Below are 15,893 nucleotides of genomic sequence, written 5' to 3' on the forward strand. Positions count from 1 at the left end.
TTCCGGCACAGCGGTCGGTCAGTGGAAGAAGTGCCGCGTCCCCGTGAGGTACATGGTCACGCCGGCCTTGCGCGCGGCCTCGACCACGGCCTCGTCGCGCACCGAACCGCCGGGCTGCACCACGGCCTTGACGCCCGCTCCGGTGAGCACCTCCAGCCCGTCAGGGAAGGGGAAGAAGGCGTCGGAGGCGGCGTAGGAGCCCGCCGCCCGCTCCTCGCCGGCCCGCTGGACGGCGAGCCTGGCGGAGTCGACGCGGTTGACCTGGCCCATGCCGACGCCCACCGTCGCGCCGTCCTTCGCCAGCAGGATGGCGTTGGACTTCACGGCCCGGCAGGCCCGCCAGGCGAACGCCAGGTCGGCCAGCTCATCGGCGGTCAGCGGCTCGCCGGTGGCCAGCGTCCAGGTGGCCGGGTCGTCGCCGGCGGCCTGCAACCGGTCCTTCTCCTGCAGCAGCAGGCCGCCCTCGACGGGACGGAACTCCGTCTGCGCGACGGGCGCCTCGGGGCAGCGCAGCACGCGGATGTTCTTCTTGCGGGCGAGGACCTCGACCGCGCCCTCCTCGAAGTCCGGCGCCACGATGACCTCGGTGAAGATCTCGGCGACCTGCTCGGCCATGGCCACGCTCACCGGCCGGTTGACGGCGATGACGCCACCGAAGGCCGACAGCGGGTCGCAGGCGTGCGCCTTGCGGTGCGCCTGCGCGACATCGTCACCGACCGCGATGCCGCAGGGGTTGGCGTGCTTGATGATCGCGACGCAGGGCTCGTCGTGGTCGTACGCCGCCCGGCGCGCGGCCTCGGTGTCGACGTAGTTGTTGTAGGACATCTCCTTGCCGTGCAGCTGCTCGGCCACCGCCAGGCCGGCGCCGCCGTCGGTGTAGAGCGCGGCGGCCTGGTGCGGGTTCTCGCCGTAGCGCAGCACGTTCTTGCGCTCGTAGGTGGCGCCCATGAAGTCCGGGAAGGGGCTGTCGTCGGCGGGGGCGTACGAGCTCGCGAACCAGCTCGCGACCGCGACGTCGTAGGCCGCGGTGTGCTGGAACGCCTCGGCCGCCAGGCGCTTGCGGGTGCCGAGGTCGAAGCCGCCCTCACGGACGGCGGCGAGAACGTCCGCGTACCGCTCGGGGCTGGTCACGACCGCCACGGACGGGTGGTTCTTGGCGGCGGCGCGGACCATCGAGGGGCCGCCGATGTCGATCTGCTCGACGCACTCGTCCTCCGAGGCGCCGGAGGCGACCGTCTCACGGAAGGGGTAGAGGTTGACCACGACCAGGTCGAAGGGCTCGACGCCCAGCTCCTCCAGCTGCCGGCGGTGGTCCTCCAGCCGCAGGTCGGCGAGGATGCCGGCGTGCACCTTCGGGTGCAGGGTCTTGACCCGGCCGTCCAGGCACTCGGGGAACCCGGTCAGCTCCTCCACCTTGGTGACCGGCACCCCGGCGGCGGCGATCCGCCCGGCCGTCGAGCCGGTGGAGACCAGCTGGACGCCCGCCTCGTGCAGGCCGCGGGCCAGCTCCTCCAGACCGGTCTTGTCGTAGACGCTGACCAGTGCGCGACGGATCTCCCGCTTGGTACTCACGGCAACAGAACCTTTCGTCCCTCAATGCGATAGCCGTCGCGGGACAGCCGCCCCACGACGTCGACGAGCAGCGTGCGCTCGACTTCCTTGATGCGCTCGTGGAGCGCTTCCTCCGTGTCGTCCTGCCGGACCTCGACCGCGCCCTGGGCGATGATCGGGCCGGTGTCGACGCCGTCGTCGACGAAGTGGACGGTGCAGCCGGTGACCTTCACGCCGTACGCGAGGGCGTCACGCACCCCGTGGGCGCCCGGGAAGCTGGGCAGCAGCGCCGGGTGCGTGTTGACGAAGCGGCCGCCGAACCGGGCGAGGAACTCCTTGCCCACGATCTTCATGAATCCGGCCGAGACCACCAGGTCGGGCTCGTGTGCGGCCACCGCCCCGGTCAGCGCGGCGTCCCACGCCTCGCGGTCGCCGTGGTCGGTCACCCGGCAGACGAACGTCGGCACCCCGGCGCGCTCGGCGCGCTCCAGGCCGGCGATGCCTGACCGGTCCGCGCCGACGGCGACGACGTGCAGTCCCGCGTCGAGCAGCGCCTGCAGGTTCGTACCCGAACCGGAGACGAGCACGACGAGTCGTGCGGGGCGGGAAAGGGGCGGGAAGACAGTGGCCACTGCGGGTCATCTCTCGGGGAGCCGGCGCTTTGGAGGATCGTACGACTCGAAGATCGCCGGAATTCCGGGGAACTCTACGAGGCCGTCGACCGTCAGCAACGATACCGGCACACCCACCGGGCCCCCACGGGACGGGGAAGCGCGCGGGCGGTAGCGTCTGGGGTGAGAACGGCGAAGTCACGCGTCCGACAACACGAGGAGTCGACGGCAAGGGGATGACCCAGGCAAACATGAGCGGTGGCCGAGGCCACGAGCAGGACAACCCGTTCGCCCCGCCGCCGGAGAACGCGCCCGAGCAGCCCTGGCAGCCGCGCCGGCCGCAGCAGCCGTCCGACTCCGGGGACGAGCCGCCCACTCCCACTCCGCCCCCGCCGCCTCCCGGATGGGGCGGCCAGTGGAGCGAGCGGCAGCCCGGCCGGCAGGACGGCGGCTACGGCGACCGCCCCGATGGCGGGTACGGCGGGCGGCGCCCGGACGCGCCGCGCTTCGACCCCACCGACCCCGCCCAGCGGCGTGCCCGCTACGCCCTGATCTGCGGCATGTGGGGGCTCTTCTTCGCGCTCTTCCTGGGATGGACGTACGCGGGGCTGCTGCTCGGCGCCCTGGCGCTGTACTGGAGCATCAACGCGCTGCGCATGAAGCCCGAGGAGCGGGCCAAGGCCCGCGCCGAGGCGGCCGCCCTGCTGGCCGAGGGCGGCGCCACCCCTCCGCCGCCGCGGCCCACCGACCCCCGCGGCAAGCCGCAGCGCCCGGCCGCGCTCGGCGGTCTGATCATGGGCGGGCTCGCCCTGTGCGTCGTCGCGACGGCCTTCACGACCCAGCTGGTCTACCAGGACTACTACTCCTGCACTCGCGACGCCCTGACCTCCTCGTCGCGCGACGCCTGCCAGCAGCTGCTGCCGACGCCGCTCCGCGACGTGCTGCACACGCCCTGACGCACCTCCGCGCCGGCCCGCGGCGGAGGCTCAGGCCTCCGACGGGGCGGCGTCGGGCACCACGTCACCCTCCGGTTCCGCTGCCTGCGCCTGTGCGCCTTCCACCGCCTCGCGCTCCGCTTGCTCGCGTTCCGTCGCGGCGGCCGCGCGGCGGACCCGCACCCAGCGCACCAGCAACGCCGTCGGCGTGCCGGCGGCCGCCGTCCACCCCGTCGCCGCGGCGGCGGTGAGCCACCAGGACGGCCCGAAGTCCTCCAGTGCCCCGGTGCCCAGCGGCCCCGCCGCGAGTTCGGTGAGCAGCGCCATGGCGATCCCGCACACCAGTCCGCCCAGGGCGGCGTGCGCCGCGGTGCGACCGAGGCCGTACGGCTCCCGCCGGCCGACGGCGAGCACCCCCACCGCCACCCCGGCGAGCACCGGAACGACCAGCGCCACCCAGGTCAGCGACGTCCCGGGCCCCGGCTGGGGCAGCGCCGCCAGGAGCGGGAAGTCCGGCAGCACCGGTTCCCCCACCACCCCGGCCGGACGCACCGCGGCCTGGGTGCCGAGCGCGAAACCGGGCCCGAGCGCGTAGGCCGCGCCCCACACGGCGGCGTTCGGGATGAGCGCGATGGCCACCGCCAGCACCGCCAGCCGCCCGGACAGCGCCTCGCTGAGCCGGGTGAACGACGCCCCGGCGGCACCGGGGTGCAGTGCCAGGGTCACCGCCGTCAGGGCCGCGCCGCCCGCGACGAGGACGCAGACCCCCGCCCCCGCCGAGCGCAGCACGGCCGCGACCTCCTGCGGCGGCACCGTCACCGGCACGGCCACCCGGGACAGCCGGGCGGGCAACGCGATGCGCGGCCGCCCCCGCTCCGCCCAGGCCCCCGCGGCCGCCGCGAGGCCGGCGACGACGGGCAGGTGCAGCGCGGCGCCGAGGAGGTCGCTTCTCACCGGCCCGTACGAGGTGTAGACGACCACCCCGGCGCCCACCGCGAGGTAGCCGCCGATCAGCCACGCGACGGCGGACCGCGCGACCTTGCCGTCCGAGGCGGGCGCGACGGCGTCCGCCCCCGCCCGGTAGAGCAGCCACACCGGGAACGCCATGGTCAGCAGCGGTGTGACGCCGACGGGAGCGGCGACACCGGAGAGGGTCTCGGTGCGCACGAGGCCGCCGCCGTGGGCGAGCAGCCAGCAGTCCGCGGCAACGTGGAGGGCGCCGTCCAGCCCGCTGTCGGGGAACGGCGAGATGACCCACAGGCAGAGCACGAGCATGGCGAAGCCGCCCAGGCCCAGGCCCGCGGCGACCACGCCGCCGGTGAAGGCGGGGGCGGATTCGGAGCTGCGCAGGGTCTCGTGGGCGCTCCGGATCCGGCGCACGGCGTGACTCAGGGCGCTTGCGGCACTCACGGAACTCATGCTGCCAAGAACATCCCCTTTCGCCGTGGCAGCATGCGAATGCCCGTCGTGTCGCGGAATATGGCGTTATGCGTTTCTTCATTCGATCCGAGTGGCCGATCGCATGAGCCGCACCTCCACGACGAAGGCCGGGAAGGCCATCGGGAAGCGACGGCGTCCCCGGCAGGCGAAGGCCTCCGGGGCGGCGCAGGCCGGGAACGCCGCGCAGGACCGGCAGGCCGCGCGGACGGTCGCCCTGGGGCCATCCGATGTGCCCGCGGAACAGGTGGCGCCCACGGAGGCCGGCGGCCCCCACGCGCCCGCGCCCCCGTCCCCGTCCGCGTCCGCTCCGCCCGGCGGGCGGGCGGCCCCGGAACCGAAGGCGCAGGACCCGGCGGCCGAGGCCGTACGGATCGCGAAGGCGGCCCAGGCCGCCTTCGACGGGCTGTACACCCGCAACGCCCCGGCCCTGCTCCGCCAGGTCGAACTGCTCACCGGCAACATGGAGCTGGCCCGGCACGCCGTGCACCGCGCCTTCGACCTGGCCTGGCAGCGGTGGCCCGAGGTCGCCGTCGACCCCGACCCGGCCGGGTGGATCCGCGCGGAGGCGCACCACCACGCCCTCGCGCCCTGGCAGCAACTGCTGCCCTGGTTCCGCACCCCGCCACGCGAGCGCAGCGCCTTCCAGCGACTGCCGCGCGGCACCCGGCACGCGGTGCTGCTCCACGACGGGCTGGGGCTGAGCCTGCGGCGCACGGCGGCGGAGAGCATGGCCACCACCTCCATGACCAGGCGGCGCATCGTCCGGGGGCGTGAGGCCCTGGGCGAGGGGGCGGCGGCCCGGCTGGGCGACCTGCTGGACGAGCAGCCGCAGCCGGAGTACCCGGCGGCCATGGTGCGCGAGCTGAGCGAACAGTGGCTGCGCATCCGCACGGTGGGCGCCGTGGCGGCGACGGTGGTGATAGCGCTGGTGACCGCGGTCGGGCTGGTCTTCGGGCCGCTCAGCGACCGGGTCGCGGCCGATCACGACCCGGTCGGGCAGGGCACCTCCGCGCCCGCGCCCTGAGCGCGCCCCGCCCTTCCCCGCGCACGCGCACGGGCCCGCCCCCCGGAGGGAGCGGGCCCGTGCGCGTGCCTCCGCGGGGGAGGCGGGGATCAGCCCTGCAGGATGGCGCGCGCGAGGCGGGCCGTCTCCGACGGGGTCTTGCCGACCTTGACGCCGGCGGCCTCGAGGGCCTCCTTCTTCGCCTGGGCGGTGCCGGAGGAACCGGAGACGATGGCGCCGGCGTGGCCCATGGTCTTGCCCTCGGGCGCGGTGAAGCCCGCGACGTAACCGACGACCGGCTTGGTGACGTGCTCGGCGATGAAGGCCGCGGCACGCTCCTCGGCGTCGCCGCCGATCTCGCCGATCATGACGATCAGGTCGGTCTCGGGGTCGTCCTGGAACGCCTTCAGCGCGTCGATGTGGGTGGTGCCGATGATCGGGTCACCGCCGATGCCGACCGCCGAGGAGAAGCCGATGTCACTGAGCTCGTACATCATCTGGTAGGTCAGCGTGCCGGACTTCGACACCAGGCCGATGCGGCCGGAGGTGGTGATGTCGGCCGGGATGATGCCCGCGTTGGACTGGCCGGGGGTGATCAGGCCGGGGCAGTTGGGGCCGATGATCCGGGTCTTGTTGCCCTTGCTGCCGGCGTAGGCCCAGAAGGCGGCGGTGTCGTGCACCGCGATGCCCTCGGTGATCACGACCGCCAGCGGGATCCCGGCGTCGATGGCCTCGATGACCGCGTCCTTGGCGAACTTCGGCGGGACGAAGATGACGGTGACGTCGGCACCGGTCTTCTCCATGGCCTCGGCGACGGAGCCGAAGACCGGCACCTCGGTGCCGTCGAAGTCCACGCTGGTGCCGGCCTTGCGCGGGTTCACGCCGCCGACGATGTTGGTGCCCGAGGCGAGCATGCGCCGGGTGTGCTTGGTGCCCTCGGAACCGGTCATCCCCTGGACGATGACCTTGCTCTCCTTGGTCAGGAAGATAGCCATGATGTGGTGACCTGTCCCTTACTTCGCAGCCAGCTCGGCGGCGCGCTCGGCGGCGCCGTCCATGGTGTCGACCTGCTCGACCAGCGGGTGGTTGGCGTCGGTCAGGATCTGCCGACCCAGCTCCGCGTTGTTGCCGTCCAGTCGGACGACGAGCGGCTTGGTGACCTCTTCGCCCTTGGACCTCAGCAGCTCCAGGGCCTGGACGATGCCGTTGGCGACCGCGTCGCAGGCGGTGATGCCGCCGAAGACGTTGACGAACACGGACTTGACGTCCGGGTCGCCCAGGATGATCTCGAGGCCGTTGGCCATGACCTCGGCGGAGGCGCCACCGCCGATGTCGAGGAAGTTGGCGGGCTTGACGTTGCCGTGGCCCTCACCGGCGTAGGCGACGACGTCCAGGGTGCTCATGACGAGACCCGCGCCGTTGCCGATGATGCCGACCTCGCCGTCGAGCTTGACGTAGTTGAGGCCCTTGGCCTTGGCCGCGGCCTCCAGCGGGTTGGCGGCGGCGTGGTCGACCAGCGCCTCGTGCTCCGGCTGGCGGAAGTCGGCGTTCTCGTCCAGGGAGACCTTGCCGTCGAGCGCGATGACGCGGCCGTCGGCAACCTTGGCGAGCGGGTTGACCTCGACGAGGAGCGCGTCCTCGGAGACGAAGGTCTTCCACAGGGTCTGCAGGATCTCGGCGACCTGGTCGGCGACGTCGGCCGGGAAGGCGGCCGCCTCGACGATCTCGCGGGCCTTCTCCGCGGTCACGCCCTCGATGGCGTCCACCGGGATCTGGGCGACGGCCGCGGGGTTGGTCGCCGCCACCTCCTCGATCTCCATGCCGCCCTCGACGGACGCGATCGCCAGGAAGGTCCGGTTGGCGCGGTCCAGGAGGAAGGAGACGTAGTACTCGGAGGCGATCTCCGGGGCCAGCTCGGCCAGCATCACCTTGTGGACCGTGTGGCCCTTGATGTCCATGCCGAGGATCTGGCCGGCCTTGGCGACCGCGTCCTCCGGGTCCGACGCCACCTTCACGCCGCCGGCCTTGCCACGGCCACCGGTCTTCACCTGCGCCTTGACGACAGCCTTGCCACCGAGCCGCTCCGCGACCTCGCGCGCCGCCTCAGGCGTGTCGATGACTTCACCGGCCAGCACCGGTACACCGTGCTTGGCGAAGAGGTCCCTCGCCTGGTACTCGAACAGGTCCACGCGCGTCCGTCCTTGGTAATCGCGGTTCGTTGTCTGCGTGCGTGCCGGGGGCGGTCGTCGCTGACGTCTTCGTAACGAACCCTACGAACGGTCGTACGGGGGGCGCACACGTCGGCCGAGCACGCGGCATGTCCGTCTCGCAGGTTATCGCCGCGCGGGCGGCACGGGTAAATCGGAGCTGCCGCGAGAGCGGTGAGAACAGTCACAGACCAGCCGAACGGGCGGTCCGGCCACGGCCGCGGAGGTGGGCTCGCCCGGGTGAGCCCGCTCACCCGGGGTGACGACGCCGCTCCGCCCATCCGGGTCCCGGCGTCACCCGCCGGAGGCGGGCACGGGCAGCGGCCGCTTCTCGATGGCGGCCGCCATGACCTCGGGGAAGAGATCCGGGGTGCAGGCGAAGGCGGGCGCCCCCAGCGCCGCGAGCGCCGCGGCGTGTTCGCGGTCGTAGGAGGGCGCGCCCTCGTCCGACAGCGCCAGCAACGCCACGAACTGGACTCCGGACGCCTTCATCGCCGCGACCCGCTTGAGCATCCCGTCGCGTATGCCGCCCTCGTACAGGTCGCTGATGAGGACGACGACGGTCTCGGCGGGCCTGCTGACGAGGGACTGGCAGTAGGCCAGCGCCCGGTTGATGTCGGTGCCGCCGCCGAGTCGGGTGCCGAACAACACGTCGACGGGGTCGTCCAGATGCTCCGTCAGATCGGCGACCGCCGTGTCGAAGACGACGAGCCGGGTGCCGATGCCGCGCATGGAGGCGAGCACTGCGCCGAACACGGATGCGTAGACCACGGACGCCGCCATGGAGCCCGACTGGTCGATGCAGAGCACGACGTCCTTCCGCACCGCCCGCGAGGCGCGGCCGTGGCCGATCAGCCGCTCGGGCACGACGGTGCCGTGCTCGGGCAGGTAGTGCCGGAGGTTGGCACGGATCGTGCGGTCCCAGTCGATGTCCCGGTGGCGGGGGCGGTTCACCCTGGCCGAGCGATCCAGCGCGCCGGTGAGGGTGGCCCGGGTGCGGGTCGCCAGACGCCGCTCCAGGTCCGCGACGACCTTGCGGACGACCGCCCGAGCCGTCTCCTTCGTCGTCCCCGGCATCACCTTGTTCAGCGAGAGCAGCGTGCCGACCAGGTGGACGTCGGCCTCGACCGCCTCCAGCATCTCCGGTTCCAGCAGCAGCGCGGACAGCCCGAGCCGGTCGATGGCGTCGCGCTGCATCACCTGCACGACGCTGCTGGGGAAGTATCTGCGGATGTCCCCCAGCCAGCGCGCCACCTGGGGCGCCGAGCCGCCCAGGCCGGCGCTTCGCGGGGGCGGCGCGCCGGCACCGCCGTGCGGGGCGCTGCCGTACAGGGCCTCCAGGGCCTGGTCCATCGCCGCGTCCCGGCCGGTGAGCCGCCGTCCCGTGCCCTCGGCGGGCCCGCCGCCGAGCACCATCCGCCAGCGCCGCAGCCGCTCGTCGGCGTCCGTGCCGGTGTTCGTGTCCGTGTTCGTGTTCGTGCGGGTGTTCGTGTCCGTGTCCGTCATGTGTCCTGACCCCCGTCCTGTCCGCCGGGCCCGAGCAGCAACCGCGCGGTGGACAGCGCCGCCTCCACCCGCTCCTCGTCGAGCCGTGGGGCGAAGCCCGGCAGGCCCTCCCCCATGGCACCCTCGCCCGTTCTCCCGCCTCCCGGGCCGCGTCGCACCAATTCCCCCACCGTGCGCCGCACCCCCGGGTCGAAGCCGCCGAAGGTGCGCCGGAGCAACGGCAGCACATCGTCGAAGGCGGCCGCCGGCACCGCGGACAGCCAGCCGTCGACCAGCGCCAGCAGCCGTTCGTCGTGGACCAGCAGCATCCCGCCGCCGGCGAGGAAACCCTCCACCCAGGCCGCCGCCTCCTGCGGCGCCGTGCCGTGCGACAGGGCGAGCCCCATCAGCCGGGCCACCTCCCCGGGCTCCAGGCGCGCGTCGTCGAGGAGCAGCCGTGCGGCGCTGCCGCGCAGTAGCCCCGGTACCCCGCGGTCGCGCACGGCCAGCCTCCGCAGCACGCCCGCCCAGCGGTCGCGCAGCGCGTCGTCACCGAGCAGGACCAAGGCCTGCTGCACCTGCGCGACATGACCGCGCATCTCGGCGGCGCCGGCCGCGTCGAGCCCCGCGCACGCGGGCGGCAGTCCGACGCAGACCCGCTCCGCGAGCCCCTCGGCGACCTCGCGCAGCGCCCGCGCGTCCGTGCCCCGCACGTCGCCGTAGCGGAGCGAGCGCACGAGCGCCGGCAGTGCCTGCGCGAGGTGCGCGACGTCCACGTCGAGCGCCGCGCGATCGGCGAGCACCCGCATCACCGTCGGCAGGGCGTCGCGCAGCCCGGCGAGCAGGCAGCGTTCGGCGAGGCCCGTCACCTCGGCGAGCACCCTCGTGTTCACCGCCGCGTCCTGGGCCCGGGCGGTCGCGGCGGACTCCACCGTGGTGCCCCACACCCCGGCCTCCGCGACCGCCACCGCGAGTTCCGGCTCCCAGCGCAGCCGCCAGCTCTCCCGGAAGGTGCCGGTGGCGGCCGTACGGGACCGGCCCGGCTCGCCCCAGCCGATGCCGAGCATCCGCAGCCGGTGCAGCAGGCGACTGCGTCCGGCGTCGGTGTCCTTGCGCAGGTCCAGGTCCACCTCCTTCTCCAGGGCCTCCGGCTTCATCCGCAGTCTGCGCTGCTCGCGTGCCAGGTCGCGGGCGAGGGGCACGGCCGGCGCGGCTTCCGGGACCTCGCCCAGCACGTCCCCCACCACCAGCCGGTCCCGGATCAGCGCCAGCGGCACCTCGGAGCCGTCGCACATCACCGCGCGTACCGCGTCCGTGGTCTCGCCGAGTCCGGGCAGCGGGCGGCCGCGCAGGGTCGCGAGGGTGTCGGCGAGCCGTACCGCCTCGATCACGTGCGCCGAGGAGACCGGGAGGTCCTCCTCGCGGAGCAGGCCCGCGACCTTGGTCATCCACCGGGCGACGGGCCGGTCGGGCGAGGTGAACAGATGGCGGTACCAGCCGGGCGAGTCGATGCCCGCGCCGTAGCCACTGGCCCGGGAGAGCCTGCGGTGCGTCCAGGGCACCCAGGTGACCTCGACCTTCGCCTTGGGCAGGCCCTTGAGCAGGGCCCGGTCGGCGGTGACCCCGCCGCCCCGGGCGAGCGCGGGCACATGCCAGGCCCCGCACACCACGGCCACCTCCTCGTGTGTGCGGCGTGCCTCCCGTATCCGCAGCCGCATGTGGGCCTCGCGCACCACGTCCTGCGGATGGCCCCCGTCTCCGTAGGTCTCGCGCAGCGCGCCCATCGCCTCGGCGAGCGCCCCGAACGCGGCCAGCGGATCGCCATCACCCTCACCGGCCCGGCCGCGGTGCTCGACGGCGTCCTCCCACCAGCGCTCCGGGTCGTCGTGGCCGGCCGTGCGCGCCAGCACGGCGAGCGGGTCGATGCGCGCGTCCGCGGCGCCGGCCTCCCCCGCACCCCCGTCCCCTGCCTCTCCTTCTCGTCCTCCTTCTCGTTCCCTGTCCGCTCCCGCCGGTACGTCCCCCTGGTCCCCGTCACGGAGCAGGAGCGAGTGCGCGGCGGGCAGGTCGATGAAGCGCACCGGCACGCCACGGCCGGCCGCCCACCGGATCGCCTCCCACTCGGGGGAGAACTCGGCGAAGGGCCAGAAACCGGCCCGGGACGGCTCGTCGACGACGTGGGCGAGCAGCGCGACCGGCGGCCGCATCCCGGGATCGGCGGCCAGTGCCAGCACCGCGTCCGCCTCCGGCGGGCCCTCGACGAGCACGATCCGCGGCTCCAGCCGGTCCAGCGCGGCCCGCACGCCGCGGGCCGAGCCGGGGCCGTGGTGCCGCACCCCCAGTAGCGCCACCCCGTCCGCGGCTGTCACGGCGTCACCTCGCGGCAGGCACGGTAGAAGTCCTTCCAGCCCTCCCGCTCACGGACCACGGTCTCCAGGTACTCCTGCCACACCACGCGGTCGGCGGCCGGGTCGCGGACCACCGCGCCGAGGATCCCGGCGGCGACGTCCCCGGCGCGCAGCACGCCGTCGCCGAAGTGCGCGGCCAGGGCGAGCCCGTTGGTCACCACGGAGATCGCCTCCGCCGTGGAGAGCGTGCCGGAGGGCGACTTCACCTTCGTGCGCCCGTCGGCGGTGACCCCGCCGCGCAGTTCCCGGAAGACGGTGACCACCCGCCGGATCTCGTCCGCGCCCTCCGGGACGGCCGGCAGCTCCAGCGAGCGGCCGAGCTGGCCGACGCGGCGGCCGACGATGTCGACCTCCTCCTCCACGGTCGCCGGCAGCGGCAGCACGACCGTGTTGAAGCGCCGGCGCAGCGCGCTGGACAGGTCGTTGACGCCGCGGTCCCGGTCGTTGGCGGTCGCGATCAGGTTGAACCCGCGCACCGCCTGGGTCTCGGTGCCCAGCTCCGGTATCGGCAGCGTCTTCTCCGAGAGGATGGTGATGAGGGTGTCCTGCACGTCCGCGGGGATTCGGGTGAGCTCCTCCACACGGGCGACGCGCCCCTCGGCCATGGCCCGCATGACCGGGCCCGGGACCAGGGCCTCCCGGCTCGGCCCGCCGGTGAGCAGCCGGGCGTAGTTCCATCCGTAGCGGATGGCCTCCTCCGAGGTGCCCGCGGTGCCCTGCACGAGAAGCGTGGAGTCGCCGCTGACCGCGGCGGCGAGGTGCTCGGAGACCCAGGTCTTCGCCGTGCCCGGGACGCCGAGCAGCAGCAGCGCCCGGTCGGTCGCGAGCGTGCTGACCGCGACCTCCACGATCCGCCGAGGACCCACGTACTTGGGGGTGACGACGGTGCCGTCGGGCAGCTCGCCGCCCATCAGGTACATGGCGACCGCCCACGGCGACAGATTCCACCGGGCCGGGCGCGGCCGGTCGTCGGCCGCCGCGAGAGCCTTGAGCTCATGGGCGAACGCGTCTTCGGCGTGCGGCCGGAGTGCGGTGTCCACGGACATGGTTCTCCCCTGTTCTCACGTGGAGCGAATGGCGCGGACGCCCCGTCAGCCCCCCGCGGGGCGTCCGCGTCCCCACCATCGCGCACCCCACTGACAATCCGGCTTCCCGTCAGGAAGCCGCAGCTCAGGGCGGTTTGTCAGTGCCTGCCCGTAGCGTCGTGGCCATGGACGGGATGGACGAACAGCGCGCCGAGCGGTGGACCGCCGACCAGGTCCTGGCACTCGCGCCCGACGCGTCGTCGCGCAAGGCCGGGACGGTCCTGGCGGCGGCCGCCCGCTGGTCCGGGACGGGGGTCTCCGGCACGGCGGTGTGGGGGCTGTGCGCGGGCAGCGGCAGCGTTCCGTACCAGGCGGTGGTCGACACGGCGGGGCCCGCCTTCCGGTGCAGCTGCCCCAGCCGCAGGTTCCCGTGCAAGCACACACTCGCTCTGCTCCTGCTCTGGGCGGGGGGCGAGGTCGGGTCGGCCGCGCACGGGGGCGGCCGGCCCGGCTGGGTCACCGAGTGGCTGGACGCGCGCCGCGCGCGCGGGGAGCGGACGTCCCCGGGCCGGCGCGGCGCGTCCGGCGGTGGTGACCCGGAGGCGGCACGCAGGCGGGCCGAGCGCCGGGCGGGACGGGTGGCCGCCGGGGCCACAGAGCTGGAACAGCGGCTGGCGGATCTGCTGCGGGGCGGCCTGGCGGGCGCGGACCGCGAGGGGTACCGGCAGTGGGAGGAGACGGCGGCGCGCATGGTGGACGCCCAGGCACCCGGGCTCGCCTCACGGGTGCGGGAGCTGGGCGCACTGGCGGGATCCGGGGGCGACTGGCCGTCGCGGCTGCTGGAGGAGACGGCGTTGCTGCATCTGCTGGCCCGGGGCTGTCTGCGGCAGGAGGCGCTGCCAGGACCGCTGGCGGCCACCGTCCGGTCCCGGGTCGGCTTCACCGTGGACTCGGCGGAGGTCCTCGCCGGTCCGAGGGTGCGCGACCGCTGGCTGGTCCTGGCGCGGCACGACGCCGCCGACGACCGCCTCACCACCCGCAGGACCTGGCTGCACGGGGAGAGCACCGGCCGTACCGCGCTGTTGCTGTCCTTCGGGGCGGGGGGCCGGGCACCGGAGCCGGCGCTGCCGGTCGGCCTCAATCTCGACGCGGAGCTGGCCTTCCACCCGGGGGCCCGTCCGCTGCGGGCAGCGCTCGGGTCGCGACACGGCGCGCCGCTGCCCGGCCGCGTGCCGCCGGGCGTGCCGGTCGCGGCGGCGCTCGGCGCCTACGGGGAGGCCCTGGCCGGGGATCCGTGGCTGGACGCCTGGCCGGTCGTGCTCGCCGGCGTCGTGCCGATACCGGGCGGGACGGTCTGGCAGGTGGCGGACGCGGACGGGAGCGACGCCGTCCCGGTCACGGCGGGCGGCGCCGGCGCCGGAGCGGGGCTGTGGCGCCTCGCGGCGGTCTCCGGCGGCCATCCGGTGACGGTGTTCGGCGAGCTCGGCCACCAGGGCTTCCGGCCGTTCACCGCCTGGGGTGGCGCGGGCGCGGAACCGGTGCCGCTGACGGTGTGATCCCGGCCGGGCCTGGCGGTCGGGCGCACGGAGACGACGAAGGAGGACCGATGACGACGACCTGGGCCGATCTGGTCGGCACCGCGCTCCTCGGCACCGACCGCAGGGGCGGCACGCCCGAGGAGCTGCTGGACTGCGCCGCGCTCGCCGTCGTACGGCGCCGCGCCGGCGTGCGTGCGGCCACGGCCGGGGCGCGGCCGGCCACGGCGCCGCCCGACCCGCGGCCACCGCTGCCCGAGGCGGCACGACGGCGGCTGTCCCTGCTGCTGGCGGACCGCTCGGTCGGGGGCGGTGGGGCCAGCCGGCGCGGCGCCGCTCCCAACCTCGCCGAGCTGCTGCCCCAGTGGCTCGCCGAGGCGAACGCCCGCGGCTGGGCGGCCCCGCCGGAGCTGCTGCCCGCGCTGCTGGACGCGGCCCGCGCACGCACCGACCTGCGACCGGACGCCCTGGCCCTGGCGGGACCGCGCGGGCTGTGGCTGGCGGAGCTGAACGCGGACTGGCGGTTCGCGCTGCGCGCCGGGGCGCCGGGCGTCGTGCCGGACACCGGTGACCCGGTCGCCGTGCGGACGCTGTGGGAGGAGGGGCTCTTCGCCGAACGGGTGGCCCTGCTGGCCCGGCTGCGGGCCCGCGACCCACGCCAGGCACGGGAGCTGCTGCGCTCGGGGTGGGCCGCCGAGCGTGCCGAGGACCGGCTGATGTTCCTGGACACACTCCGGGAGGGCCTGTCGCCGCAGGACGAGCCGTTCCTGGAGCAAACCCTCACCGACCGCAGCCGCAACGTGCGGGCCACCGCCGCCGAGCTGCTGTCGGCCCTCCCTGGCTCCGCCCTCGCCGCCCGGATGGCCGCACGGGCCAGAACGTGTGTCGCGTGGGATCCGGGGGGCGGCCGGATCGGCGTGGAGGCGCCGTACGAGTGCGACGCCGCCATGGAGCGCGACGGCGTGGTGGCGATACCGCCCGCCGGGCGCGGGGAGCGGGCGTGGTGGTTCGGCCAGGTGGTGGACGCGGCGCCGCTCGCCACATGGCGGGAGCGGTTCGCCGGCCGGACGCCGCAGGAGATCATCGCGCTGCCGGTCTCGGACGACTGGCAGGCGGATCTGCACGCGGCGTGGTGCCGGGCCGCGGTGCGCCAGGGGGACGCGGCCTGGGCCCGCGCCCTGCTGGGCCCCACCCCGGCGCCCGCGACGGCGGTCAGCCCCGTCGGGGACCCGGCGAAGCTGCTGTCGGTCCTCCCGGCCCCGGAGCGGGCGGAGTGGGTGGCCCGCTTCATCGCGGCGCACGGCCTGTCGGAGGCGTTCCAGATGCTCGCGGTCTGCGCCGTGCCCTGGGCCGAGCCGCTGGGCGCGGCGGTGGTGGACGCCCTGGACATCGCGCGGGACGCGGGCAGCTACCCCTGGAGCTTCAGCGGGGTGATGGGCCTGGCCGAACGCTGCATGGACCCCGCGGAGGCCGACCGGGCGGCGCCGCTGGCCGCGGTGCCGGCGGAGTCCGCCGACACCTCACCGGGCGCCGGGGCGTACTGGGCGGAGGCCTTCCAGCGGCTGCTCGGCACCCTGCGCCTGAGGGCCGCGATGCTCGCGGAGCTCGCCTGAGCGTCCGGCCGCGGCCGGACGGGGGGGGGGGGGGGGGGGGGGGGGGGGGGGGGGGGGGGGGGGGGGGGGGGGGGGGGGGG

12 protein-coding genes are annotated in these 15,893 nt (G+C 75.0%); 4 read left to right on the forward strand and 8 right to left on the reverse strand.

Translation table 11 applies throughout. The features are described 5' to 3' along the window. Nucleotides 1-18: 18 nt before the first annotated feature. Complete coding sequence (gene purH / locus AC3EUJ_RS07665) at nt 19-1,572, reverse strand: bifunctional phosphoribosylaminoimidazolecarboxamide formyltransferase/IMP cyclohydrolase (protein WP_431960231.1); 1,554 nt, start codon at nt 1,570-1,572, stop codon at nt 19-21. Further along, a complete protein-coding gene (gene purN, locus AC3EUJ_RS07670) occupies nt 1,569-2,183 on the reverse strand; it encodes a phosphoribosylglycinamide formyltransferase (protein WP_431960232.1) in 615 nt (204 codons plus the stop codon). The genes purH and purN overlap by 4 nt, the downstream gene beginning before the upstream one ends. 230 nt (nt 2,184-2,413) lie before the next feature. Between purN and AC3EUJ_RS07675 the strand changes: the two genes are divergently transcribed. Next, nucleotides 2,414-3,118, forward strand: a complete 705-nt coding sequence (locus AC3EUJ_RS07675) for a hypothetical protein (RefSeq protein WP_431960233.1) — start codon at nt 2,414-2,416, stop codon at nt 3,116-3,118. 30 nt (nt 3,119-3,148) lie between these two features. Here AC3EUJ_RS07675 and AC3EUJ_RS07680 read toward each other — a convergent pair whose 3' ends face one another. Next, a complete protein-coding gene (locus AC3EUJ_RS07680; RefSeq protein ID WP_431960234.1) occupies nt 3,149-4,507 on the reverse strand; it encodes a cell division protein PerM in 1,359 nt (452 codons plus the stop codon). Between the two features lie 112 nt (nt 4,508-4,619). Here AC3EUJ_RS07680 and AC3EUJ_RS07685 point away from each other — a divergent pair, with 112 nt between their 5' ends. Then, nucleotides 4,620-5,561, forward strand: a complete 942-nt coding sequence (locus tag AC3EUJ_RS07685) for an RNA polymerase sigma factor (protein ID WP_431960235.1) — start codon at nt 4,620-4,622, stop codon at nt 5,559-5,561. Nucleotides 5,562-5,650: 89 nt separating this feature from the next. Here the strand turns inward: AC3EUJ_RS07685 and sucD are convergent, their stop codons facing one another. The 5 genes from sucD to AC3EUJ_RS07710 all read right to left on the reverse strand — a co-directional run bounded on the left by sucD (nt 5,651) and on the right by AC3EUJ_RS07710 (nt 12,686). Then, nucleotides 5,651-6,535, reverse strand: coding sequence for a succinate--CoA ligase subunit alpha (sucD, locus tag AC3EUJ_RS07690; protein WP_431960236.1), 885 nt, complete (start codon nt 6,533-6,535; stop codon nt 5,651-5,653). Nucleotides 6,536-6,553: 18 nt separating this feature from the next. Further along, nucleotides 6,554-7,729: an ADP-forming succinate--CoA ligase subunit beta gene (gene sucC, locus AC3EUJ_RS07695; protein ID WP_431960237.1), complete on the reverse strand. Its 1,176-nt coding sequence runs from the start codon at nt 7,727-7,729 to the stop codon at nt 6,554-6,556. A gap of 312 nt (nt 7,730-8,041) precedes the next feature. Then, nucleotides 8,042-9,253 carry a VWA domain-containing protein gene (locus tag AC3EUJ_RS07700; protein ID WP_431960238.1) on the reverse strand — a complete coding sequence of 404 codons (1,212 nt, stop codon included), beginning with the start codon at nt 9,251-9,253 and terminating at the stop codon, nt 8,042-8,044. Next, the gene (locus AC3EUJ_RS07705) at nt 9,250-11,601 is read right to left on the reverse strand and encodes a DUF5682 family protein (protein WP_431960239.1); all 2,352 of its coding nucleotides are present in this window, start codon (nt 11,599-11,601) and stop codon (nt 9,250-9,252) included. The genes AC3EUJ_RS07700 and AC3EUJ_RS07705 overlap by 4 nt, the downstream gene beginning before the upstream one ends. Next, nucleotides 11,598-12,686 (reverse strand): ATP-binding protein, encoded by a 1,089-nt coding sequence (locus AC3EUJ_RS07710; protein WP_431960240.1) that lies wholly within the window; start codon nt 12,684-12,686, stop codon nt 11,598-11,600. The genes AC3EUJ_RS07705 and AC3EUJ_RS07710 overlap by 4 nt, the downstream gene beginning before the upstream one ends. Nucleotides 12,687-12,850: 164 nt before the next feature. On the opposite strand from AC3EUJ_RS07710, the gene AC3EUJ_RS07715 reads away from it, so the two are divergent. Beyond that, nucleotides 12,851-14,221, forward strand: coding sequence for an SWIM zinc finger family protein (locus tag AC3EUJ_RS07715; protein WP_431960241.1), 1,371 nt, complete (start codon nt 12,851-12,853; stop codon nt 14,219-14,221). A gap of 50 nt (nt 14,222-14,271) precedes the next feature. Then, on the forward strand, nt 14,272-15,813 hold the full coding sequence (locus AC3EUJ_RS07720; RefSeq protein WP_431960242.1) for a DUF5691 domain-containing protein: 1,542 nt from the start codon (nt 14,272-14,274) through the stop codon (nt 15,811-15,813). Nucleotides 15,814-15,893: the final 80 nt, after the last annotated feature.

The organism is Actinacidiphila sp. bgisy160 (genome assembly GCF_057707815.1).